Origin of the sequence: Neorhizobium sp. NCHU2750 (assembly GCF_003597675.1) — a bacterium.
In the GTDB taxonomy this organism is placed as follows: domain Bacteria; phylum Pseudomonadota; class Alphaproteobacteria; order Rhizobiales; family Rhizobiaceae; genus Neorhizobium.
The window spans coordinates 4298163-4319396 of the sequence record NZ_CP030827.1 but is presented as its reverse complement, the minus strand read 5'-3'; the positions used below and the strand labels follow the sequence as shown (position 1 = coordinate 4319396).

The 21234-nt window shown below is 62.0% G+C and carries 21 protein-coding genes; 12 read left to right on the top strand and 9 right to left on the bottom strand.

From position 1 onward, the window contains the following. Nucleotides 1-814: 814 nt before the first annotated feature. From rpsT to mutM, 3 genes are all read right to left on the bottom strand, one after another. Nucleotides 815-1081 carry a 30S ribosomal protein S20 gene (gene rpsT / locus NCHU2750_RS20800; RefSeq protein ID WP_119942758.1) on the bottom strand — a complete coding sequence of 89 codons (267 nt, stop codon included), beginning with the start codon at nucleotides 1079-1081 and terminating at the stop codon, nucleotides 815-817. A gap of 167 nt (nucleotides 1082-1248) precedes the next feature. Further along, complete coding sequence (locus tag NCHU2750_RS20795; RefSeq protein WP_119942756.1) at nucleotides 1249-2034, bottom strand: enoyl-CoA hydratase; 786 nt, start codon at nucleotides 2032-2034, stop codon at nucleotides 1249-1251. Nucleotides 2035-2047: 13 nt separating this feature from the next. Continuing rightward, nucleotides 2048-2956 (bottom strand): bifunctional DNA-formamidopyrimidine glycosylase/DNA-(apurinic or apyrimidinic site) lyase, encoded by a 909-nt coding sequence (gene mutM / locus NCHU2750_RS20790; RefSeq protein WP_119942754.1) that lies wholly within the window; start codon nucleotides 2954-2956, stop codon nucleotides 2048-2050. Nucleotides 2957-3108: 152 nt separating this feature from the next. Here mutM and ubiE point away from each other — a divergent pair, with 152 nt between their 5' ends. The 5 genes from ubiE to NCHU2750_RS20765 all read left to right on the top strand — a co-directional run bounded on the left by ubiE (nucleotide 3109) and on the right by NCHU2750_RS20765 (nucleotide 9397). After that, nucleotides 3109-3885, top strand: a complete 777-nt coding sequence (gene ubiE / locus NCHU2750_RS20785) for a bifunctional demethylmenaquinone methyltransferase/2-methoxy-6-polyprenyl-1,4-benzoquinol methylase UbiE (RefSeq protein ID WP_119942752.1) — start codon at nucleotides 3109-3111, stop codon at nucleotides 3883-3885. 4 nt (nucleotides 3886-3889) lie between these two features. Then, nucleotides 3890-5449 carry a 2-polyprenylphenol 6-hydroxylase gene (ubiB, locus tag NCHU2750_RS20780; RefSeq protein ID WP_119942750.1) on the top strand — a complete coding sequence of 520 codons (1560 nt, stop codon included), beginning with the start codon at nucleotides 3890-3892 and terminating at the stop codon, nucleotides 5447-5449. A 91-nt stretch (nucleotides 5450-5540) separates the two neighbouring features. Beyond that, nucleotides 5541-7103 (top strand): aromatic amino acid ammonia-lyase, encoded by a 1563-nt coding sequence (locus NCHU2750_RS20775; protein ID WP_119942748.1) that lies wholly within the window; start codon nucleotides 5541-5543, stop codon nucleotides 7101-7103. Between the two features lie 124 nt (nucleotides 7104-7227). Beyond that, entirely contained in the window at nucleotides 7228-8613 is a 1386-nt protein-coding gene (locus NCHU2750_RS20770; RefSeq protein ID WP_119942746.1) for a hypothetical protein, read from the top strand. Continuing rightward, nucleotides 8600-9397, top strand: coding sequence for a COG3904 family protein (locus NCHU2750_RS20765; protein WP_119942744.1), 798 nt, complete (start codon nucleotides 8600-8602; stop codon nucleotides 9395-9397). The genes NCHU2750_RS20770 and NCHU2750_RS20765 overlap by 14 nt, the downstream gene beginning before the upstream one ends. 9 nt (nucleotides 9398-9406) lie before the next feature. On the opposite strand, the gene NCHU2750_RS20760 is transcribed toward NCHU2750_RS20765, so the two are convergent. Continuing rightward, the gene (locus tag NCHU2750_RS20760) at nucleotides 9407-10687 is read right to left on the bottom strand and encodes an MFS transporter (protein ID WP_119942742.1); all 1281 of its coding nucleotides are present in this window, start codon (nucleotides 10685-10687) and stop codon (nucleotides 9407-9409) included. 92 nt (nucleotides 10688-10779) lie between these two features. On the opposite strand from NCHU2750_RS20760, the gene NCHU2750_RS20755 reads away from it, so the two are divergent. Next, the gene (locus NCHU2750_RS20755; protein WP_119942740.1) at nucleotides 10780-11652 is read left to right on the top strand and encodes a LysR family transcriptional regulator; all 873 of its coding nucleotides are present in this window, start codon (nucleotides 10780-10782) and stop codon (nucleotides 11650-11652) included. Nucleotides 11653-11664: 12 nt separating this feature from the next. Here NCHU2750_RS20755 and NCHU2750_RS20750 read toward each other — a convergent pair whose 3' ends face one another. Next, on the bottom strand, nucleotides 11665-12216 hold the full coding sequence (locus tag NCHU2750_RS20750; RefSeq protein ID WP_119942738.1) for a glyoxalase superfamily protein: 552 nt from the start codon (nucleotides 12214-12216) through the stop codon (nucleotides 11665-11667). Between the two features lie 279 nt (nucleotides 12217-12495). Here NCHU2750_RS20750 and coaBC point away from each other — a divergent pair, with 279 nt between their 5' ends. Further along, nucleotides 12496-13701 (top strand): bifunctional phosphopantothenoylcysteine decarboxylase/phosphopantothenate--cysteine ligase CoaBC, encoded by a 1206-nt coding sequence (coaBC, locus tag NCHU2750_RS20745; protein ID WP_119942736.1) that lies wholly within the window; start codon nucleotides 12496-12498, stop codon nucleotides 13699-13701. A gap of 18 nt (nucleotides 13702-13719) precedes the next feature. Here coaBC and NCHU2750_RS20740 read toward each other — a convergent pair whose 3' ends face one another. Next, nucleotides 13720-14526 (bottom strand): class II glutamine amidotransferase, encoded by an 807-nt coding sequence (locus NCHU2750_RS20740; protein ID WP_119942734.1) that lies wholly within the window; start codon nucleotides 14524-14526, stop codon nucleotides 13720-13722. Nucleotides 14527-14782: 256 nt separating this feature from the next. Here NCHU2750_RS20740 and otsB point away from each other — a divergent pair, with 256 nt between their 5' ends. From otsB to NCHU2750_RS20725, 3 genes are all read left to right on the top strand, one after another. Further along, nucleotides 14783-15592, top strand: coding sequence for a trehalose-phosphatase (gene otsB, locus NCHU2750_RS20735; RefSeq protein ID WP_119942732.1), 810 nt, complete (start codon nucleotides 14783-14785; stop codon nucleotides 15590-15592). A gap of 43 nt (nucleotides 15593-15635) precedes the next feature. Further along, complete coding sequence (gene otsA, locus NCHU2750_RS20730) at nucleotides 15636-17015, top strand: alpha,alpha-trehalose-phosphate synthase (UDP-forming) (RefSeq protein WP_119942730.1); 1380 nt, start codon at nucleotides 15636-15638, stop codon at nucleotides 17013-17015. 77 nt (nucleotides 17016-17092) lie between these two features. Further along, a complete protein-coding gene (locus tag NCHU2750_RS20725) occupies nucleotides 17093-17302 on the top strand; it encodes a TOBE domain-containing protein (RefSeq protein WP_119942728.1) in 210 nt (69 codons plus the stop codon). Nucleotides 17303-17357: 55 nt separating this feature from the next. On the opposite strand, the gene NCHU2750_RS20720 is transcribed toward NCHU2750_RS20725, so the two are convergent. Further along, a complete protein-coding gene (locus tag NCHU2750_RS20720; protein WP_119942726.1) occupies nucleotides 17358-17645 on the bottom strand; it encodes a putative quinol monooxygenase in 288 nt (95 codons plus the stop codon). Between the two features lie 170 nt (nucleotides 17646-17815). Continuing rightward, nucleotides 17816-18334, bottom strand: coding sequence for a tRNA (N6-threonylcarbamoyladenosine(37)-N6)-methyltransferase TrmO (gene tsaA / locus NCHU2750_RS20715; RefSeq protein WP_119942724.1), 519 nt, complete (start codon nucleotides 18332-18334; stop codon nucleotides 17816-17818). 150 nt (nucleotides 18335-18484) lie between these two features. Between tsaA and NCHU2750_RS20710 the strand changes: the two genes are divergently transcribed. Further along, entirely contained in the window at nucleotides 18485-19072 is a 588-nt protein-coding gene (locus NCHU2750_RS20710) for an IMPACT family protein (protein ID WP_119942721.1), read from the top strand. Between the two features lie 13 nt (nucleotides 19073-19085). Here the strand turns inward: NCHU2750_RS20710 and NCHU2750_RS20705 are convergent, their stop codons facing one another. Next, nucleotides 19086-20666 carry a peptide chain release factor 3 gene (locus tag NCHU2750_RS20705; protein WP_119942719.1) on the bottom strand — a complete coding sequence of 527 codons (1581 nt, stop codon included), beginning with the start codon at nucleotides 20664-20666 and terminating at the stop codon, nucleotides 19086-19088. Between the two features lie 92 nt (nucleotides 20667-20758). On the opposite strand from NCHU2750_RS20705, the gene dut reads away from it, so the two are divergent. Beyond that, nucleotides 20759-21229: a dUTP diphosphatase gene (dut, locus tag NCHU2750_RS20700; RefSeq protein WP_119942717.1), complete on the top strand. Its 471-nt coding sequence runs from the start codon at nucleotides 20759-20761 to the stop codon at nucleotides 21227-21229. Nucleotides 21230-21234: the final 5 nt, after the last annotated feature.

Genomic DNA, 21234 nt, shown 5'->3' with positions numbered 1-21234 from the left:
TATTTGCCGCCTTTTGAATGGAGCCCGGCGAATTCCTTTCGCCAGACATGATCTTAAATTTCACTCGAGCCCTTCTCCGAAGGAGAAAGGCCATAACCCTCCCTGTCCCTCCTTCATCCGCCAGAATGAAGGTTGCCGCCCGACCACCTCGCAACGGTCGGCTGGCTTGGGTCTCCCCGGCGCATCATCCTCGTCATGACGCACCATATGTATTGCCGTTCCGACGATTGCCGTGGCAATCTGCGGACACAAAACGACTGCTTCCGAAAAGCGGATAGCTTTTCGGCCTGCAACCGAAGGTTTATGGAAAACGGGCATATCTATCCCGCAGCAAGGAACAAGAAGCTTTCGCCACCGTCTCTCTAGGAGGCGGTGAACTCAAGCTCCTGAAGATGTCCCCGAGCCCCTTGCTGAGAGCCATTTAGGCAGGATCACCTGGCAAGATCAACAGCGTTTTTTACCCAAAATTAAGGGCCGACCGTTGACTCTTGCCGCGTGTTTAGAATGTCGCAGGGCGCGCCAGAAAGAATCGCTGTTGAATCAATGGGATTCAAATTTGGCTATCTCAAGCCATCGTGATTCACAGGAAAAATAAAAAATCGCTTGACTCAAAAATGCCCTGGAAGGGCGCCTGTCAAGTCGCCCCGAAAGTTCAACCACCTCTCGTAAGCCATTCATTAATATAAGCTTTTTCTGTCACAGCAGTGACACGAATTCGTTATTGAGCCGGACAATGATCAATGCCAAAGGCAGAATCACAGAAAGCCCGGTCGCGAGACCAGGCTTTCAGAAAAGTCTAAAATTGTTAGCCGGCTTAGGCGGACAGAGCCTTCACACGGGCAGCAAGACGGGACACCTTGCGGGATGCCGTGTTGCTGTGAAGGACGCCCTTGGTAGCAGCGCGGGCAATCTCCGGCTGGGCAGCCTTGAGTGCAGCGGCAGCAACGGAGACGTCACCGGTTGCGATCGCTTCTTCAACCTTGCGGATGAAGCCACGGACGCGCGAACGGCGAGCCTTGTTGACTGCGGTACGGCGAGCGATCTTGCGGGTCGCCTTTTTCGCCGAAGTTGTATTGGCCATTTCATGCCTCTCTACGAATTCGAACCAACACTCCACCGTTGCCGCCGGTCCTGCGACCCATCATCCAGCAATTCGGGAGCAATAGAGGAAGCCGTGAAGAGGCTTTCCCAACTGTGGGCGGGCATATAGCCGGAATACCCGCCCCCGTCAACGCGCTTTTTCAGCAGTTAGCGGTTGGAAAAGGCGGGTTTGCGCTTTTCGACGAAAGCGGCCATGCCTTCCTTCTGGTCGGCAGTGGCAAACAGCGACTGGAACAGCCGCCGCTCGAAACGCAGGCCTTCCGCAAGCGTACCCTCGAATGACCGGTTGACCGCCTCCTTGGCCATCAGAACCGAAGTGCGCGAATGACCTGCGATCTTCGTTGCTGCAGAGAGAGCCTCATCCATCAATTTTTCGGCCTCGACCACACGCGATACGAGTCCTGTACGTTCCGCCTCCGCCATATCCATCATCCGGCCTGTCAGGACCATATCCATCGCCTTGGCCTTGCCGACGGCACGCGCCAGGCGCTGCGAGCCGCCCATGCCGGGAATGATGCCGAGGGTAATTTCCGGCTGGCCGAACTTTGCCGTATCTGCGGCGATGATGAAATCGCACATCATCGCAAGCTCGCAGCCGCCGCCAAGTGCGAAGCCCGATACGGCGGCAATCAGCGGCTTGCGGAAGGATGCCACCGCATCCCATCCCGAGATGAAGTCTCCCAGATAGGCGTCGGCGAAGTCGAGCGACTGCATTTCCTTGATGTCGGCGCCGGCGGCAAAGGCCTTTTCCGACCCTGTCAGGATAACGGCGGCAACCCCCTCATCTTTGTCATAGGCGGCAAGAGCTGCGGTCAGCTCGGCCATCACGGTCGAGTTCAGCGCGTTGAGGGCCTTGGGGCGGTTCAGCGTGATGATCGCCACCGCGCCCCGGGTTTCCGTCAGGATCGTTTCATAGTCGGCTTGATGGCTCACCGGTGTCTCCTCGCTATTTCTGGCAGGCGGCGCAAAAGAAGGTCGACCTGCCCGACTGGGTTATGCGGTCAACCGTACCGTTGCAGCCGGGTGAGCGGCAAGCACCGCCCTCACGATCATAGACGGAGAAGGAATGCTGGAAATATCCGAGCGAGCCATCCGTCTGGATATGGTCACGCAGCGACGATCCGCCGGCAGCAATCGCATCGGCGATGACCGCGCGGATCGCATCGGTCAATCGCAGCAATTCCTTCCTGGGCTTGCCGCCGGGGGTGACCAGCGTGCCGGACTGGCGCTTCGGTGACAGATGCGAGCGCCACAGCGCCTCGCAGACATAGATATTGCCAAGACCGGCAATGACCGTCTGGTCGAGCAGCGCGCCCTTGAGCGGCTGGCTCTTTCCGCGCAGGCGTTCGGCGAGATAATCGGCATTCAGGGCGTTGCCGGTCGGCTCCGGGCCCAGTTCGGCAAAGGCCGGGTAAAGATCGAGTTCACTGCGCTTCCACAGATGCATGAAGCCGAAACGGCGCGGATCATTATAGATCACCTTGCGCGGCCCTGGCTTGCCATCGACCATCCCTCCATCAAGATACCCGCCTTCAAGATGAATAACGACGTGGTCGTGCCTGGCATCCTTGGAACGGGGGTGATGAAAATCGCCCTGCAGCTCTTCCTCTATGCGGAAGGAGCCGGACATGCCGAGATGGCTGATCAGCGTCAGATCGTCCTCGAAGTCGATGAGCAGGTATTTCGCCCGTCGCCCGAGCGAAACGATGCGGCGGCCGGCAACCCTTTCGGCAAAGGCATCCGGGAACGGAAACCTGAGATCGGGGCGATTGAGATCCAGCCTCGTGACGGTTGCCCCCTCCATCGTGGGAGCAAGCCCGCGTCTGACTGTTTCCACCTCTGGCAATTCGGGCATTGATACCTAACTTCCTGTTTCAACAACGGCGCCGGTGATCTATAGACCGGACTGACATTACAATTCATCCATCAAGCCATCCACCAGATAGCGATCGACAATCCTTTTCGCTACGGTCGGCCGGCTGAAGAGAAGACATCAAGGAGCAGTCGATGACCGAAGCCCGAACCGGCGCCGAAGGCGGAATGGAAACCTCCTACGGCTTCCGACAGGTGGCCGACGGAGAAAAGCAGGGACTGGTCAACGACGTCTTTCACAAGGTGGCCAAGCGCTACGACATCATGAACGACGTGATGTCGGCCGGCATGCACCGGGTGTGGAAGGATGCGATGATCGCAGCGCTCTCGCCACGCAAGGAAGAGGGTTACCGGACGCTCGACGTTGCCGGCGGCACCGGCGACATCGCGTTTCGCATCGTCGAGGCTTCGGGGCGCAAGGCGCATACGACCGTGCTCGACATCAACGGCTCGATGCTTGCCGTCGGCGCCGAGCGCGCCGCCAAGAAGAAGCTTTCCGACAATCTCGATTTCGTCGAGGCGAATGCGGAATCGCTTCCCTTCGAGAACAATTCCTTCGACGCCTATACGATCGCCTTCGGCATCCGCAACGTGCCGCGCATCGATGTCGCGCTGTCGGAAGCCTATCGGGTGCTGAAGCGCGGCGGACGCCTGCTGGTGCTCGAATTTTCCGAAGTCGACATGCCGCTGCTCGACAAGATCTATGAAGAATGGTCGTTCAAGGCGATCCCGCAATTCGGCAGGATGATCACCGGCGATGCGGAACCCTACCAGTATCTGGTGGAATCGATCCGCAAGTTTCCCAACCAGGAAAGTTTCGCGACGATGATCCGCGCTGCCGGTTTCTCGCGCGTGAACTACACGAACTATACCGGTGGCATTGCCGCCCTGCATTCCGGCTGGAAACTCTGACCGCATGAGCACGATTGGCGCCTATTTCCGGCTCGCCCGCGTCGGCTGGGTCCTTGTCCGCGAAGGCGTGGTATCGGACATGCCGACCGATGGCCTTCCCGCGTTCGTCGGATTGATGAAATCGCTGATGCAGCCGTTTGCCAGCAAGCGGGCACTGAAGCAGAAGCGCAGCGAGCGGCTGGCACGCGCCGTCGACCGGCTGGGACCTTCCTATGTGAAGATCGGCCAGTTTCTTGCGACGCGTCCGGATGTGGTCGGCGTCGACTGGGCGGTCGATCTGGCGCTGCTCCAGGACCGCATGTCGTTTTTCCCGACCACTGCAGCCCGCAGTGCCATCGAGGCCTCGCTTGGTCGCAAGGTCGACGAACTCTACGCGGATTTCGGCGAACCGATCGCCGCCGCCTCGATCGCGCAGGTACATCCCTGCCTGGTCGATGGCCGCAAGGTGGCGGTCAAGGTGGTGCGCCCCGGTGTGAGACAGCGGTTTGCCCACGATATCGAGGGGCAATACCTTCTTTCGCATCTGCAGGAGCGTTTCATCCCCTCCAGCCGGCGGCTGAAGCCGGTCGAGGTTACCCGTACGCTCGAGCAGACGACCAAGATGGAGATGGATCTGCGGCTTGAGGCCGCCGCCCTTTCCGAAATCGCCGAGAACACCAAGGACGATCCCGGCTTTCGCGTGCCGACCGTCGACTGGGAGCGGACCGGCCGCGACGTCATCACCATGGAATGGATCGACGGCGTCAAGATGAACGATATCGCCGGTCTGCGTGCCGCCGGCCACGATCTCGACAAGCTTGCCGAAACACTGATCCAGTCATTTCTCCGGCACACGTTGCGCGATGGCTTCTTCCATGCGGACATGCATCCGGGCAACCTGTTCGTCGAGCATGGCGGCACGATCGTCGCCGTCGACATGGGCATTACCGGGCGGCTGGGCAAGAAGGAACGGCGTTTCCTCGCCGAAATCCTGTTCGGCTTCATCACCCGCGATTACATGCGGGTTGCCGAAGTGCATTTCGAAGCCGGCTACGTACCGGGCCATCACGACGTTGCGGCCTTCGCCCAGGCGATCCGGGCGATCGGCGAACCGATCCATGGCCAGCCGGCCGAGACGATCTCTATGGCGCGGCTTCTGGCATTGCTCTTCGAGGTGACCGACCTTTTCGAAATGCAGGCACGACCGGAACTGGTCCTGCTGCAGAAGACGATGGTCGTGGTCGAAGGCGTCTCGCGCATGCTGGATCCGCGCTTCAACATGTGGAAGGCATCGGAGCCGGTCGTCGGCCAGTGGATCCGCGACAATCTCGGTCCGAAGCGGATCGTTTCCGATCTCAAGGATGGCGCCAAGGCTGCAATCAAGCTCGCCGAGGCGCTGCCGGAAATCGCCGTGAAGACCGAGACGCTGCATCGCGAACTGGTCAGCATGAGCGAGAACGGCCTGCGTTTCGACGCGGAGACGGCAGAGGCGATCGGCAAGGCGGAGGCCCGCCACAGCCGTTATGGCCGACTGGCGCTCTGGATCATCGCGCTATCGCTGCTCTATATCGCCATCACCCACTGACGGGCTGCCATGCGACGCGGCTGTCCGGTTTTTGGGATATCCCGCGCCCGGTGAAGTGCAATACTGTAGCATGGCCTGAAAGAGGAAGCCGATGCCGCAGACGCAGATCCATATCCAACTCACCGGCCAGCCGCTCGGGTTTGCGGAACTGCTGGTGATCGGCGATGGTCGCGCCACTGTTTCCGCCGATCCTGACGGCATGGCACGGGTGGGGGCGGCGCGCGCCGTGCTGGAGCAGGCGATCGCCGACGGCATGCCGGTCTATGGCGCGACGACCGGCGTCGGGGCGATGAAGGATATCGCCTGGTCGAATGACGAACTCGACCAGTTCAACCTCGGCCTCGTGCGCGCCCATCATTTCGGCACCGGCGAGCCGTTTCCCACGTCCGTCGTGCGCAATGCCATCGCGCTGAGAGTAAACACCGCGCTTTCCGGCTATGTCGGCTGCACGCCGGAACTGGTCGAGAGCTATCTCGATCTCTTGCGAACCGACGTGATCCCGATCGTGCGGCGCACCGGTTCAATCGGTTGCGCGGATATCGGACTGATGGGGCAGATCGGCGCGGTGCTGACCGGTGTCGGCGAGGCCGTCTATCAGGGGCGACGCATGCCCGCGGCGGAGGCTTTCGAGGCGGCCGGCATTGCGCCGCAGCGGATGGCGCCACGCGACAGCCTTGCCTCGCTCAGCGTCAACGCCGTCAGCTTTGCCGCTGCCGCCCGGACGGTGCGTGCGGCAGCAGGCGCATTGCGGGTTCTGCTGGCGACCGGGCTTGCCGCCTCGGGCGCCATGGGTGCTTCCCGCGATCCATGGCTTGCCGTGACCCATGTGGGCACGCCGCGCGAGGCGATGATCGGCTCCTGGCTGCTGACCGCCTCGCAGGGCTGGGCATGGCCAAGCGGCACGCAGGTGCAGGATCCACTCAGCCTCCGGATGATCGCCCAGGTGTTCGGTTCCGTCTTCGAAAGTGTGCTGTCGGCCGGCCACAAGATCCTTGCCGCGACCGGACGCTCGGACGACAATCCGGTCATCGTCGACGGGCGGGTTCTGACCTCCGGCGGATCACTGCCGCTCGATGTCACCGTGCTGATGGAATCGGCGGTGCTCTGCATGGCCCATGCAGCGCGCAATTCCTTCAACCGCTGTGTCCTGCTCGGCAACGGGCAGCGGCGCGACCTGCCCGTCAATCTGGTGCCGCCCGGCGTCATCGCCACCGGCTTCGGCCCGGTGATCAAGCTTGCCGGCGACATTTTCTCCCGCGTGTTGTCGATGACCAATCCTGTCTCGGCGCAGTCGCTGGTCGTTGCCGGCGGCATGGAGGACGAGGCCGCCTTTCTGCCTCTGGTCATCGAGCGTTTCGAACGGCAGGTCAGGGCGTTGCGCCGTCTTGCCGGTCTGGAAGCCCTGCTGGCGGCTCAGGCAATGGACATTCACGGCGATCAGCCGGGCGGGGCTGTCGGGCTGATCTACGAGGTGGTGCGCAAGCATGCCGCCTTCTATACCGTCGATCGGGCGTTGTCGGCGGAGGTGGAGGCGATCGAGGAGGAACTCGCCTCCGATGCCTTCCTTGAACAGCTGATCGGCATTTCGCCGATCCATGCAATCGACGGGTTTTTCGCGCTCGGCGGCGTCGGCATGCAGGGGGTCGAGGCTTAGTCACGCCTTGCCTGCAGGGTCAGTCCTGGTACCGGGCATTCTTCGATGTTCGCAACCGGGCCTTGATTCCGCCAGCTTCGTCATCACTTCATGGAGGAACAGGTCCCTCTTTCGGAGATCGCCCATGGCGCTTGGCGCTTCGCAGCGGCTGAATGACGGTATCGCCGCCGTCGAAACCATGACCCGTTTCGCGCTTGCCGTTCTGGCGCTCGCCTCCGGCGTCTATACCTATCTCGGGGTTCGCTCGCTTCTAGACGGCTCGCCGACTGCGGTCTTTTTCGCCGCGATCATCTATTCCGCATCGGTGTCTGTCGGCATCTACGCCTTCTGGTCCTACATGGCGCGGTTCTATCCGCATGTGACCTCCCATACCGGCCGCGCGGCAATGCTTTGCGTCATGGCTGCGGGAGCGGCGATGATCATGGCGATGTCGAGCTGGCTGAATGCCGCCGCCCTTGCCGGCTCGGCCGCCGTCGAGCAGCATCTTGCCGAAACGGTCGAGGATTATACGGCCGATCTCGACCGCGCCCACCAGAATGCGCTTGCCGCGCAGAGCCTGCTGCCGGATATCCAGCGGGCCGGCGAGCGGTTTGCCCAGCTTGCCGCCGTCGAGCGCCAGTCTGGGGCGCTGACGGGGACCAATGGCTCTGGCAGCGTCGTGCAGTTGCTGAGCCAGATGTCCGACCAGATGAAAGACCTGGAAAACGGCATCAACGCCTCGCGCGAGCAGGTGACCGAGCTGTTCGAACAGGGGCAGAAACGGCTGGAGACGATGCGGTCGCTCGTCTCTGCGCCCGGTCTCGTCGCACCGCGCTCCGACCAGTTTGCCAACGAGGCTGTGGCACTCACCGGCGTCATCACGTCGCTTGCCCAGACGTCCATCGCACCATCGATCCGCCGCGCGGCCGACGACCTGTCGCTCGGCTTCATCGCGCCGGTGGCCGACGGCACCGATGCCAATCTCGTCAACCGGCAGGATCAGGTGATGGCGACGATCCGCACTTCGGTTGCAGCGCAATCCAAGGCGCTGGCCAAGGCGGCTGACGAGATCCTCTCCAACCCGCCGGTGGCCGAGCGGCGCTTCGTGCCGCTGTCTTCGGCGGAAGCGGTGCTGCGTTATGCGCAGGACTTCATCCCTGCCTGGGCCGGTGCGATCTCGATCGATCTTCTGCCCGGCGTGCTGGTCTTCATCCTGGCCGTCGTCCATGCGGCGATCCGCCGGCAAGAGGAGAAGCTGCCCTTTGCCGAGCGTATCACCGCTGCGGAGCTTCTGAGAGCGATGGAAATCCAGCGGACACTTGCCGCCAACGGCGTCGATCTCGAAGCCTTCGCCAGGGCTGACGATCAAACGGAACGTGTCGTCGAGCAGAAAGAGCCCGGAGCGGGACCACGCGCGCAGGCCGATACCGAGCCGGCAATAGCCGAGGGTAACGGCAGCCCGGACGAACCCAACAATATCACCACGATCGATACCCGCTCACGCCGGGACCGGCTGCATGACGATCGCTGAGGTGATCCGCCGCATCGATGACGGAGTGGTGATGCGCGGCGTGTTCTATGCGCTGCTGGCTGCGTCCATTACATTTGTCGTGGTCGATCTGCGGGAAATGCTGACGACCGAGGCCTCGATGCCGGATATCGACCCGCTGCATGACGGCGAGCCGGTATTGCCGCCGGCGCTGACGGACGGGCGCCCCGCGTCGCCGCCCGTCGAGCCCGCAAGCTCCGGCGAGGTTCTGCGGCAGAAGATGACGTTCGAGCTCGACCCCGGCGGAGTGCTGATGGCAGAGGGCACGATAGATCCGGGCGCCGGCGCACGCTTTGCCAGGGAGATCGAGGCGCGCGGCGAATATGTGAAGACCGTGCAGCTCGATTCTCCGGGCGGTTCGGTGGACGACGCGCTTTCCATGGCGGCACTGATCCGGGAGAAGAAGCTCTCGACAAAGGTTGCGGCAAGGGCGCTCTGCGCCTCGTCCTGCCCGATCGTTCTTGCCGGTGGCGTTCAGCGCATGGCGGAAAAGGACGCGATCATCGGCGTGCACCAGGTATTCAACGGCAGCCGTGAGCGGCCTTCGGCGAAACAGGCCATGTCGAACGTCCAGTCGACGACGGCGCGCATTGCCAAGTTTCTCCAGCAGATGGGGATCGGTCCCGGCCTTTGGTTGCATGCGCTGGAGACGCCGCCGGACCGGCTCTACTATCTCAGCGAAAAGGAAATGACCGAGTTCAGGCTGGTCACCCAGCCTGTTCAGCCCCCTCGCCCGGCCGTGAGTTCGGGCCAGGCGAAGGGTTAGAGAGGTTTTTCAGGCAGCTCGGCGGCTGATGAAATAGGAGGTCTGGCCGGCAACCAGGGCCAGAGCCAGCATGATACCGGTGAAGGTGATAACCGCCGACCAGCCACCGGCGCTCCAGAACTTGCCACCGACGGAACCGGCAATGCTGGAGCCGAGATAGTAGCAGAGCAGGTAGAGTGCCGAGGCATGGCCCTTGTTGCCGCGGGCCAGGCGCCCGATCAGGGCGCTCACCACCGCATGGGCCATGAAGAAACCGGCCGTCAACATGGCGACGCCGAGAATGATGAGCACCAGCGAGGAAGCCAACGTGGTGAGAACACCGGCAAACATCAGAATGACACCCGCCATCATCACCGGATAGCGGCCGAAGCGGTCGCTCAGCGTGCCGCCGACCCAGGACGAACCGACACCGAACAGATAGGCGGTGAAGATCAGGCCGAGTTCGGTCTGGTTGAGATAGTAGGGCGCGGCGACCAGCCGGAAGCCGGCATAGTTATAGATCGTCACGAAGGAGCCCATCAGCAGGAAGCCGATGATGAAGAGCAGTGCCAGCGCGCTCTGGCTGACATGACCGAGCCAAGCCGAGACGTGGTAGCTGATATTGGACCGGCGCGGCGAAAAATTGCGCGAGGGCGGCAGGAGGGTGAAAAAGCCGATCGCGGCGGCAATGCCGAAGACGGCGATCACGCCCAGAGCAACCCGCCAGGAGAGGAACTCCGCCAGTATGCCGGTGAAGACCCGGCCCGACATGCCGCCCAGCGCATTGCCGGCGATATAGAGGCCCATGGCAGCACCGATGCCCTTCGGGTCGATCTCTTCCGACAGATAGGCCATGGCAACGGCAGGGACACCGCCGAGCAACAGGCCTTCCAGCGCCCGGATGACGAGGATGAGCGTCCAGCTGGGCATGAGGGCACAGGCGAGTGTGCAGAGCGATGCGCCCATCAGCGAACAGAACATCAGGCTGCGGCGGCCGAACCGTTCGGAAACGGCGGCGGCGCAGAAGATGGCCACCGCGAGCAAGCCGGTCGAGAGCGATAGCGACAATGAGCTGACGGCGGGGCTGACGCTGAATTCACGGGAGAAGATCGGCATCAGCGGCTGCACGCAATAAAGCAGCGCGAAGGTCGAGTAACCGGAGAGGAAGAGCGCAAAGCTCGCCTTGCGGTATGCGGAGGTCCCGCGCGTCAGATATTGCTTGGGAGGATCAGACGGCGGGACGCTGGTGACGGTGGCGGGCGCTAAATTGATTTCGGGTTCTAATGGACGGCTGACTGCGGCGGAGGGCATGATAAAAGTGACCTTTGTAGATGCCCGAAATTTATTCGACCTGCGCTTATGTGTCCAATATATGGAGGAGGCGTTTGTGATAGGTTTTACATATGGAACTGAGGCACCTTCGTTATTTCGTGGCCGTGGCGGAAGAATTGAACTTCACCCGGGCCGCTGCAAAGCTCGGCATCGGCCAGCCGCCGCTCAGCCAGCAGATCCGCGATCTTGAAAACGAGATCGGATCGCTGCTGTTTCACCGTGTGCCCCATGGCGCCGAGCTGACGGCATCGGGAGCGGCGTTTCTCGCCGAGGCAAAGGTCACGCTCGCCGCCGCAGACAGGGCAAAACTCGCCGCACAGCAGGCTGCCAGAGGCGATACAGGCCGCCTGGCGCTGGGATTTACCGCATCGGCCACCTTCAACCCGGCCGTGACCGGGATCATCCGGCAGTTCAGGGCGCGATGGCCGGAGGTGGCGCTGTCACTCATCGAGATGAACAGCAACTGGCTGATGGAGAAGCTGGCCAAGGGCGAGCTCGATGCGGCCTTCATACGGCCCGGGCTCGAAGACACGGCGGGCGTGAGGCTGAAACGCATGGCCGACGAACCGATGTTGATTGCGCTGCCGGCCGGCCACCTGCTTGCGGCACAAAGCCGCGTCAAGCTCGCCAGCCTCGCCGGCGAGCCGTTCATAACCTTCCCGCGCAATATGGGCCTCAGCCTCTATATCGACATCCTGCGGGCCTGCAAGGATGCCGGGTTCGAGCCGAACGTGACACAAGAAGCCCCGCAGATCCCTTCCGTCGTGAACCTTGTCGCAGCCGGTCTCGGCGTGTCGATCGTACCGAAATCGCTGGCGAAGATCGGGATCGACGGCGTCGTCTTCCGGCCGATCGAGGGGCCGCCGCTGATGGCAAGGCTCGGCATCGCCATGATGAAGGAGCAGCGATCGCCGATTGCCCTCAACCTGTTCGGCCTGGTCTGAGCGACCTGCAGGCTACCCCTTGATCTCGCGTTCGCAGAAGGTGATGCGATTGCTGAACGGATCGATCACCGTCACTTCCAGACCCCAGGGCGCCTGTTCCAGGCCCGGCCGCATGTAGGGATAGTTCTTGGCCGTCAGTTCCCTGTGGAAGGCAGCAGCCCCGGACATGGGCACGAAAACGCGGGCGCCGGGCGACGCATCGCCTGCATGTTCGGAGAGATGGATCTGCATGCCGCTGCGCGACATCTGGCAATAGAGCGGCGCGGTCGGTGCGAAACGGTGGTCCCAATCGACGGTGAAGCCTAGGAAATCGCGGTAGAATTCCATGGCCTTGGCGACATCGAAGATGCGGAAGATCGGGATGGCCGGCTGGATCGAAATCGGGTCCTTCCGCTGCACCGGACCGGCTGCGTCGATCTTTGCTGCCAGAACGTTCCAGTCGTCATAACCGAACTGGGCGGAGACCACATCCAGTGCCTTGCTATGGGAAATCTCGACTTTTGCTTCGGCAAGCGCCTCGCGCAGTGCCTTGGCCATCAGTTTCGCATCGCGGAAATCGCGCATGACATCATCCCTTCAATGGACGAACCGGAAGATCAGGGCCCGCATTGCTGATCCGTTCGTCATCATTGGCCGGGTGGCAAGGATGAAGGTCGGGTGGATGCGTTCACCATGGCGAGAAAACCGCGGGCGGCTGGCCGCATCCGGCCATGGCAGATTGGTAGCGTAGCGTGGTGTCGCAGGCAAGTAGAGCCATTCCCCGTTCACCACGCGACGGGAAAGAAGATTGCAAGTTGGAGGTTGAAACCTTAGCTTCCGGCCAATCGGCAGGCAGGCAAGATCATGGTACTGAACGGCAAGCGCATCCTTCTCATCATTTCCGGCGGCATCGCGGCCTATAAGAGCCTCGACCTGATCCGGCGCCTGCGTGAACGCGGTGCCGAGGTGAGACCGATCATGACGAAGGCGGCGCAGGAATTCATCACCCCGCTTGCGGTTGGGGCGCTCTCTTCCGGCCATGTCTATGCCGATCTCTTTTCGCGCGAAGACGAGCAGGATGTCGGACATATCAGACTGGCGCGCGACTGCGATCTGGTGCTGGTCGCGCCGGCCACGGCAAACCTGATGGCGAAGATAGCGAACGGCCTGGCCGACGATCTTGCCAGCACCGTGCTTCTGGCCACCGACCGGCCGGTGCTGCTGGCGCCTGCCATGAACCCGAAGATGTGGGCCGCCGCGCCGACAAGGCGCAATGTCGAGACGCTCAAGGGTGACGGCATTACCCTTATCGGCCCGATGGCCGGAGAGATGGCCGAAAGCAACGAGGCAGGGGTCGGCCGCATGGCCGAGCCGCTGCAGATCGTGGATGCCGTGATTGGCATGCTGGACGACGGGGCGAAGCCGCTCAAGGGGCGTACCGCCATCGTCACCTCGGGGCCGACGCACGAGCCGATCGACCCGGTGCGCTATATTGCCAACCGCTCTTCAGGAAAGCAGGGACACGCCATTGCGGCAGCCCTCGCCAGGCTCGGTGCCGATGTCACGCTTATCTCCGGACCTGTGACGATCCCCGACCCTGCCGGCGTGACGACCGTGCATGTGGAACGCGCCGAGGAGATGCTCGAGGCGGTCACACGCCACCTGCCGGCCGATATCGCTGTCATGGTCGCGGCGGTCGCCGACTGGCGCGTTGCTGCGTCATCCGGCCAGAAGATCAAGAAGCAACCCGGCGAAGCGCCTGCGCCCCTGGCCCTTACTGAAAACCCGGACATCCTGAAAACCGTCGGCCATCATCAAAAACGGCCGAAACTGGTCGTCGGGTTTGCTGCGGAAACGGAAAATGTCGAGGCGAACGGCCGAGCCAAACTGGCACGCAAAGGCGCGGACATGATCGTTGCCAATGATGTTTCTCCCGAAAGCGGTGTGATGGGCGGCAACCGCAACCGGGTGAAGATCATCTCGGCGGAGGGGATCGACGAATGGCCGGACCTTGCCAAGGACGATGTGGCCGAGCGGCTTGCGGCGCTGATCGCACAGAGGCTCGACTAGAGGAGCTCGGCTGAATTTTCAGGCCGCTTCCGCAAGCAGCCGGGGCTGGAACAGCAGCGCCTGCATGCCGTCCGGGCAGACCTTGACGGCACTGCCATCGGGAATTTCCACCCAGGTATCGGCTTCGTCATTCAGCGGTTCGGAGACGAGACAATAGCCGCTGCGGGCGCCGGCAGAGCCACCCATGGGCGCCGCGTAAAGCGTCGGCGGCCTGTGGTCGGTCGCGTAGCGCACGGCATAAAGCTGCTTGCCATCGGAAAAGCAGGAGGTGAAGCGCACCAGGGCTTCGCCCGATTTTTCCATCGACAGCGCCTCGACGGTGGCAACCGCCTTTTCCATCGCGCCAAGAGGATCGGCATCGAGGCCCAGTTGCAGGGCGAGGAGGAAAATCATCTCGCTGTCGGTCGTGCCGGTGCGTGCGGCGAACAGCTCATCCGACAGAAGGCCTTCCATGGACCGGCGGATCCGGTCGAAATTGGCGATCTGGCCATTGTGCATGAAAGACCAGCGGCCATGGACGAAGGGATGACAGTTGTCCCGACGCGTCGCGCCGGTGGTGGCTGCCCGCACATGCGCGAGAAACAGGGGGGAGCGGATCTGGCGGGCGAGACTTCGCAGATTGCAGTCTGACCAGGCCGGAAGCACATCGCGGTAGCGGCCGGGCTCCGGCCTGTCACCATACCAGGCGATGCCGAAACCATCGCCGTTTGTCGCCGTTTTTGCGCGCGTGGCACAATGGGACTGTTCGATCAGGGAATGCGCAGGCGATGAAACAAGCTCTTCGAGATAAAGCGGTTCGCCTCTATAGGCTGCCCAACGGCACATTTGTCCTGTCACTCCGGTCGATTTTTGCGGCAGACACACCGCGCTCATGGAAGGGTCGATTCATTCGCCTAACGAAATATGAAGCTACCAAGATTCATGACAATTTTGCGACTGCGAAAAGATCACATTTTGCAACGAAAATTAAGAAACCGGCGGCCGCTATCCGTCCGAACGATACCGTACAGACGGCCCCGTTTGCGGCCATTCCGTGGCATGAAGGGTTGCCGCGCCGGGCTTGAAGCCTAGATACCCCTTTATGTCGCAGCAGATACAGCCCAAGTCCGGCCCACACCCGGCCGATCTTTCACCGCCCGGAAACAGGCTTTCGGACTTGCTCGCACAGTTTGACCGCTGGGCGCTTTTTCTCGACATAGACGGCACGCTGATCGATCTTGCGCCGACCCCGGACGGCATAGTGGTGCCGGCCGAGCTGCCTTCCGACCTCGACCGCCTGGCGAACAGGTTTTCAGGCGCGTTGGCGCTGGTGACCGGCCGGGCGCTTTCCTATGCCGACAGGCTTTTCGAACCCTATCGCTTTCCGATTGCCGGGCTTCATGGCGCGGAGCGGCGCTTGGCCGACGGCACGATCGACCGGGTTTCAGTGACGCCGCAATTCGAGGCGCTGAAGATGCGTATCGCCGAAGAGGCGAGCCGATGGGACGGCGTGCTGATCGAGGACAAGGGAGCGGCCGTCGGGGCTCACTATCGCCAGGCGCCGGAGCGGCAGGCCGATCTCGAAGCGCTGATGGAGCGTGCCGCGGCAGACGCGGGCGATGCGTTCACCCTGCAGCGCGGCAAGATGGTGATCGAGCTGCGGCCCGCCCGCGCCAGCAAGGGAGAGGCATTGAGGGCCTATCTTGCCACCCCACCCTTTGCCGGCCGGCTGCCTGTCGCAATCGGCGACGATCTGACAGATGAGGCGATGTTTGCCGCCACCAATGCGCTTGGCGGCCTATCGGTGCGGATCGGCGGAGCGATTTTGCCGGATGGCACGTCCAGCCGGGCGGCGATGCTGATCGCCTCTGCCGGCGAACTTCGCAGCATTCTGGCCGGTCTCGCACGCTGATGCGCCCGGCCCTACGCTATTTGATATTTGAAAGGAATTTGCCTTGAGCCGACTTGTGGTCGTTTCGAACCGTGTCACCGTTCCCAAGAAGGCAGGCGATGCGCCGGCCGGCGGACTTGCGGTCGCCCTGCAGGCAGCGCTTGAGGAGCGCGGCGGCATCTGGATGGGGTGGTCGGGGAATTCCAGCGGTGACCGGGAGCCGGAGAAGCTCGATATTCGCGAGCACGGCAACATCACCTATGCGCTGACCGACCTCACCGATACCGATGTCGAGGAATATTACCACGGTTTCGCCAACCGGGTCTTATGGCCGATCTGTCACTACCGGCTGGATCTTGCAGAATACGGCCGCAAGGAAATGGCGGGCTATTTTCGCGTCAACCGCTTCTTCGCCCACAAGCTGGCGCCGCTCTTGAAAGACGACGACATCATCTGGGTGCATGACTATCACCTCATCCCGCTTGCTGCCGAACTTCGGCAGATGGGTTTCAAGAACAAGATCGGCTTCTTCCTACATATCCCCTGGCCGCCGGCGGATGTGTTGTTTGCCATGCCGGTGCATGAGCAGATCATGCGCGGCCTGTCGCAATATGACCTGGTCGGCTTCCAGACCGACTATGACCTCGACAATTTCGGCGGCGGACTGGTGCGAGAAGGGATCGGCGAGCGGCTGGAGGGCGGCAAGAAATTCTCCACCTACGGCCATACGTTCAAGGGCGGCGCCTATTCTATCTCGATCGAGACCAAGCCTTTCGCCCAGTATGCCGTAAAGGCCTCGCGCAATGCGATGGTGAAGAAGGCGCGCGAAAGCATCGAGGGTCGCGATCTCATCATCGGCGTCGACCGGCTGGACTATTCCAAGGGGATCACCCAGCGCATCGACGCATTCGAAAAATTCGTGCGCCTGAACCCGGCCTACCAGAACCAGGTCACCTATCTGCAGATCACCCCGAAATCGCGCTCGGAAGTGCCGGAATACGAACAGATGCAGCGGACGGTGGCCGAGCAGGCGGGGCGGGTCAACGGCGCTCTCGGGCAGGTCGACTGGACGCCGATCCGCTATGTCAACCGCTCCATACCGCGGCCGCTTCTCGCCGGTCTCTATCGCCTCGCCAAGATCGGGCTGGTGACGCCGCTACGCGACGGCATGAACCTCGTCGCCAAGGAATATGTGGCTGCGCAGGACCCGGAAGATCCCGGCGTGCTGGTGCTGTCGCGCTTTGCCGGTGCTGCGCGTGAGCTTTCCGGGGCATTGCTGGTCAATCCCTACGACATCGAGGGGACTGCGCATGCGATCGCCCGCGGCCTCAGCATGTCGCTCGAAGAGCGCAAGCAGCGGTGGGAGAAGATGATGAACCATCTGACCGAATACGACATCAACCGTTGGTGCGATGATTTCCTTGCGGATCTGACGGCGGATTGATCTATCCGATTGACAGCGGCTGCCGGAGGTCATTGGCTGCGGGAAGACGCAAGCCAACCGCAGATGGAGCCTTTACAATGAAAATCAGCGCGCGCAACCGCTTCAAGGGCAAGGTTATCGACGTCACCAAGGGTGCAACGACCGCGCATGTCCGCATCGATCTCGGCAGCGGATTGATCGTGACCTCGTCGATCACCAACGAGGCGGTGGACGAACTTGGCCTTGCCGTCGGGGCAGAGGCCTATGCGGTGATCAAGGCATCCGACGTGATGGTCGCCATCGACTGACGACAAGGAGCGGTGGAGCGCACTCCACCGCCCGCTCGGATAAAAAGAGCTAGAGTCAGGGATAGACCTTGAGCGTGTGCTGCTTGAGCGGTTCCGCCAGAACCTCCTTGTGGATTTCGACAAGTGCCTGCAGATAGGGCTGGGCGAAATGCTCGTCGAGAGCCGCCTGATCCCGCCAGGTTTCGCGAATGAAGAAGGTGCCCGGCGCATTGACGTCTTCCAGGACGACGAACTGGATGCAGCCTGCCTCCCGTCGCGTCGGCTCGACGATGGCAAGTGTCGCTTCGCGCAGTTGGTCTTCCTTGCCCGGCTTGGCCCGGAAGGCGAAAATGGCTTCGATCATATGATTGCTCCTGAATATCGTCATTATCCCCGCAACCGCGAGGCTGTGCCGGCAAGAACTTCGCCAACACTGGAGTGAAGGGACCCAAGAACGGCCGATGGTTCAAGAAACGGTCGGTTGCAAATGCAACGCGCCCCACACCGCGGCCTTCGCGTTTTCCGCCGTTGCGTTCATGCCTTCTGGCAATGGGGTGCGGCGTCGCTGGTCTCGAAATCGCCCTTTTGCGGCGGCGCGATCGGCTTGAACAAGGCGCGATCCGGCTTGAGGTCTATCAACGGGGTGCCATCGAGGCAGTCGAGCCCGCGTACAAGGAGCACATTGCCTTCGATCCGTTCCAGGGCGACGATCGAGGTTCCGATCGGGTTCGGCCTGACTGGCGAACGCAGTGAAAACGTGCCGTGGACCTTGCCATTGCTGGCCGGGCTCTGCAGCACGAGATCACGTCGCGACTGGTGCAGCCAATAGAGAATTTCCAGCCGCTCGAATGCCTCGACGCCCTGCAGGGCCTGAACCCACGGCTCGTAGATCTCTATCCGGCAGAGCGGACCATCGTGGCGCCCCTGACGCGGTGTTTCCATGCGCGACGTCCAGGGTGTGGAAATCCTGCCGATGAAGGTCAGGCCGGCATCGGTCGGCTCGGGCGGCACAACACCCACTTCGTTCTGGCGAATTTCGTTTTCACGCACCATGGCATCTTCTCCCGTATCGGCAATAATCGATATATTCCATTGAATACATCAGGTCGACCGACCGAACCATGAGGCCAATGCGGCATCACTCAAATCGCGGCGGACGCGCTGCCACTTCCATTGCCAACGCCGCGGCGATATTGCTCGAGCATGTTTCAGCTAGTGCAAGCGGCCGCATTCGAGCAGGTCATCAAGAAGAGCCGTTTTCTGGCGAATGCGGTTCCCGTTTCCACCGAGGAGGAAGCGAAGGCTGCCATCGCGGCACATGGCCAGGCCGACGCCAACCATAATTGCTGGGCGTGGCGCATCGGGACGGCCTATCGGTTTTCCGACGACGGCGAACCGAGCGGGACTGCGGGCAAACCGATCCTGGCCGCCATAGACGGCCAGTCACTCGATCATGTGGTTGTCATCGTCACCCGCTGGTTCGGCGGGATCCTGCTCGGCAGCGGCGGGCTGGTGCGCGCCTATGGCGGTACGGCGGCTGCCTGCCTCAGGGCAGCGCCGCTGATGGAAGTAAAGCCGACCGTGATCGGAGTGGCAAAGCTCGATTTTTCCGATCTCGCGCGGGTGAAGGCGAAGCTTTTGGGCGTGCCCGACCTCGCCATTGCCGAAGAACAGTTTACCACCACCGGCGCAGACATCGTGCTGCGCGTGCCGGAAGCGGAGACGGACACCGTTTCACGGCTGATCTCCGATCTCACCAGCGGGCGGGCGGAGCTGAAGCTGGAGGATTGACGCGCGCCGAATATCACGCCGCCTTGACGACGTGATATTCCTTGATCGCAGCCATCTTGATCGCCGGGTAGCGCTCGGCTTCATAGCGCAGCGAGAAACTGTCCTGCGCGAGAAAGACCGGGTCGCCGTCGAGATCGCGGGCGATATCACCACGCTTGACGGTGAGAAACTTCTCCAGATCCGCCTTGTCGTCAGCCGAAATCCAGCGGCAAACCGAGAAGCGTGACATTTCGAACGAAACCGGCAGCGAATATTCGGCCGACAGGCGTTCCTTCAACACATCGAGCTGCAGCGCGCCGACGACGCCGACGATGGCGGGAGACCCGTCTTCGGGCGAAAACAGCTGCACGACGCCTTCCTCGGCCATCTGCTGCAGCGCTTCCTTGAGTTTCTTCGCCTTCATCGCGTCTTCAAGCCGCACGCGGCGGAGGATTTCCGGCGAGAAGTTCGGCACGCCCTGGAAGACCAGTGCCTCGCCTTCGGTCAGCGTATCGCCGATACGAAGCGTGCCGTGGTTCGGAATGCCGACGACGTCACCGGCAAAGGCGGTATCGGCGATATGGCGCTGGGAGGCAAAGAAGAATTGCGGCGCCGTGAGGCCAAGCTGTTTGCCGGTGCGCGCCAGCCTTGCCTTCATGCCGCGCTCCAGCTTGCCGGAGCAGATGCGGGCGAAGGCGATGCGGTCGCGGTGGTTCGGGTCCATGTTCGCCTGTATCTTGAAGACGAAGGCCGTCATCTTGTCTTCGGCGGCATGGACGGTGCGGATATCGGCAACCTGGTCGCGCGGCGGCGGTGCGAAATCGCCGAGCGCATTGATCAGATCGCGAACGCCGAAATTACGCAGGGCCGAACCGAAGAAGACCGGCGTCATGTGACCTTCCAGGAAAGCCTGGCGGTCGAAGGGACGGCAGGCTTCGAGCGCGAGTTCGACCTCTTCGACGAAGGCGGCACGTTCGTTTTCCGGCAGCCGGTCGGCCACGGCCTGCGGACCATTGACGGAGATCGCCTCTTCGCTATCCGGCCCACGCACCTTGTTGGTCGCCAGCTGGTAGGAGCCGCAAAAGCTCTTGGAGCGGCCGATCGGCCAGGTGATCGGGGCGGTATCGAGCGCCAGCTTTTCCTCGACTTCGTCAAGGATCTCGAAGATGTCACGGCTTTCGCGGTCCATCTTGTTGACGAAGGTGATGATCGGGATGTCGCGCATGCGGCAGACTTCGAACAGCTTCAACGTCCGCGGCTCGATACCCTTGGCGGCGTCGATGACCATGATGGCGGCGTCGACCGCCGTCAGCGTGCGATAAGTGTCATCGGCGAAGTCCTCGTGGCCGGGCGTATCGAGGATGTTGAAGACCTTGTCGGCATATTCGAAGGTCATTACCGAGGTGACGACCGAGATGCCGCGCTCACGCTCGATCTTCATCCAGTCGGAACGCGTCTGGATGCGATCCTTCTTGGCCTTGACCTCGCCGGCAAGCTGGATGGCGCCGCCGAACAGAAGCAGTTTTTCGGTAAGCGTCGTCTTGCCCGCATCCGGGTGGGCGATGATCGCAAATGTGCGGCGGCGGGAAACCGCCTCTGCCAGAGTTTCGGCCATATCTTGGAATCCTGTGAATTGCCGCGGTATCTAGCGACTAAAGCCTCTCATTGCAATTGACCTGCGGATCGCAGCGGCAAAGTAATGGCCCGATGAACGCTCACACCCCTTCTTCGCCGATGCTCAATCTCGTCCGTTTGCCGAACGGCAATGGCCTCGACCTGCCCTCCTATGAAACGGCGGGGGCGGCCGGCATGGACCTGCGTGCTGCCGTCAACGACGCGGAGCCGATGACGATTGCTCCGGGCAAGCGAGCGCTGGTGCCGACCGGCTTCATCTTCGAAGTTCCGTACGGTTTCGAAGCGCAGATCCGTCCGCGCTCGGGCCTCGCGTTCAAGAATGGCATCACATGCCTGAACACGCCGGGCACGATCGACAGCGACTATCGTGGTGAGGTGAAGGTGCTGCTGATCAATCTCGGCGACGAGGATTTCGTCATTACCCGCGGCATGCGGATCGCCCAGATGGTGATCGCCCCGGTGACGCAGGTGCGGGTTGCCGAGATCAGCGAGACGACGGAAACGGTGCGCGGTGCCGGCGGCTTCGGCTCGACCGGCGTCTGAACCAC

What these genes read in the sequence shown, in the direction of transcription:
- NCHU2750_RS20740 (WP_119942734.1), bottom strand. Translation starts at nt 14,526, where the DNA reads ATGTGCCGTTGGGCAGCCTATAGAGGCGAACCGCTTTATCTCGAAGAG.
- NCHU2750_RS20765 (WP_119942744.1), top strand. Translation starts at nt 8,600, where the DNA reads ATGACGATCGCTGAGGTGATCCGCCGCATCGATGACGGAGTGGTGATG.
- ubiE (WP_119942752.1), top strand. Translation starts at nt 3,109, where the DNA reads ATGACCGAAGCCCGAACCGGCGCCGAAGGCGGAATGGAAACCTCCTAC.
- NCHU2750_RS20750 (WP_119942738.1), bottom strand. Translation starts at nt 12,216, where the DNA reads ATGCGCGATTTCCGCGATGCGAAACTGATGGCCAAGGCACTGCGCGAG.
- mutM (WP_119942754.1), bottom strand. Translation starts at nt 2,956, where the DNA reads ATGCCCGAATTGCCAGAGGTGGAAACAGTCAGACGCGGGCTTGCTCCC.
- NCHU2750_RS20755 (WP_119942740.1), top strand. Translation starts at nt 10,780, where the DNA reads ATGGAACTGAGGCACCTTCGTTATTTCGTGGCCGTGGCGGAAGAATTG.
- NCHU2750_RS20720 (WP_119942726.1), bottom strand. Translation starts at nt 17,645, where the DNA reads ATGATCGAAGCCATTTTCGCCTTCCGGGCCAAGCCGGGCAAGGAAGAC.
- ubiB (WP_119942750.1), top strand. Translation starts at nt 3,890, where the DNA reads ATGAGCACGATTGGCGCCTATTTCCGGCTCGCCCGCGTCGGCTGGGTC.
- rpsT (WP_119942758.1), bottom strand. Translation starts at nt 1,081, where the DNA reads ATGGCCAATACAACTTCGGCGAAAAAGGCGACCCGCAAGATCGCTCGC.
- NCHU2750_RS20770 (WP_119942746.1), top strand. Translation starts at nt 7,228, where the DNA reads ATGGCGCTTGGCGCTTCGCAGCGGCTGAATGACGGTATCGCCGCCGTC.
- NCHU2750_RS20705 (WP_119942719.1), bottom strand. Translation starts at nt 20,666, where the DNA reads ATGGCCGAAACTCTGGCAGAGGCGGTTTCCCGCCGCCGCACATTTGCG.
- NCHU2750_RS20710 (WP_119942721.1), top strand. Translation starts at nt 18,485, where the DNA reads ATGTTTCAGCTAGTGCAAGCGGCCGCATTCGAGCAGGTCATCAAGAAG.
- coaBC (WP_119942736.1), top strand. Translation starts at nt 12,496, where the DNA reads ATGGTACTGAACGGCAAGCGCATCCTTCTCATCATTTCCGGCGGCATC.
- NCHU2750_RS20760 (WP_119942742.1), bottom strand. Translation starts at nt 10,687, where the DNA reads ATGCCCTCCGCCGCAGTCAGCCGTCCATTAGAACCCGAAATCAATTTA.
- dut (WP_119942717.1), top strand. Translation starts at nt 20,759, where the DNA reads ATGAACGCTCACACCCCTTCTTCGCCGATGCTCAATCTCGTCCGTTTG.
- NCHU2750_RS20775 (WP_119942748.1), top strand. Translation starts at nt 5,541, where the DNA reads ATGCCGCAGACGCAGATCCATATCCAACTCACCGGCCAGCCGCTCGGG.
- NCHU2750_RS20725 (WP_119942728.1), top strand. Translation starts at nt 17,093, where the DNA reads ATGAAAATCAGCGCGCGCAACCGCTTCAAGGGCAAGGTTATCGACGTC.
- otsB (WP_119942732.1), top strand. Translation starts at nt 14,783, where the DNA reads ATGTCGCAGCAGATACAGCCCAAGTCCGGCCCACACCCGGCCGATCTT.
- tsaA (WP_119942724.1), bottom strand. Translation starts at nt 18,334, where the DNA reads ATGGTGCGTGAAAACGAAATTCGCCAGAACGAAGTGGGTGTTGTGCCG.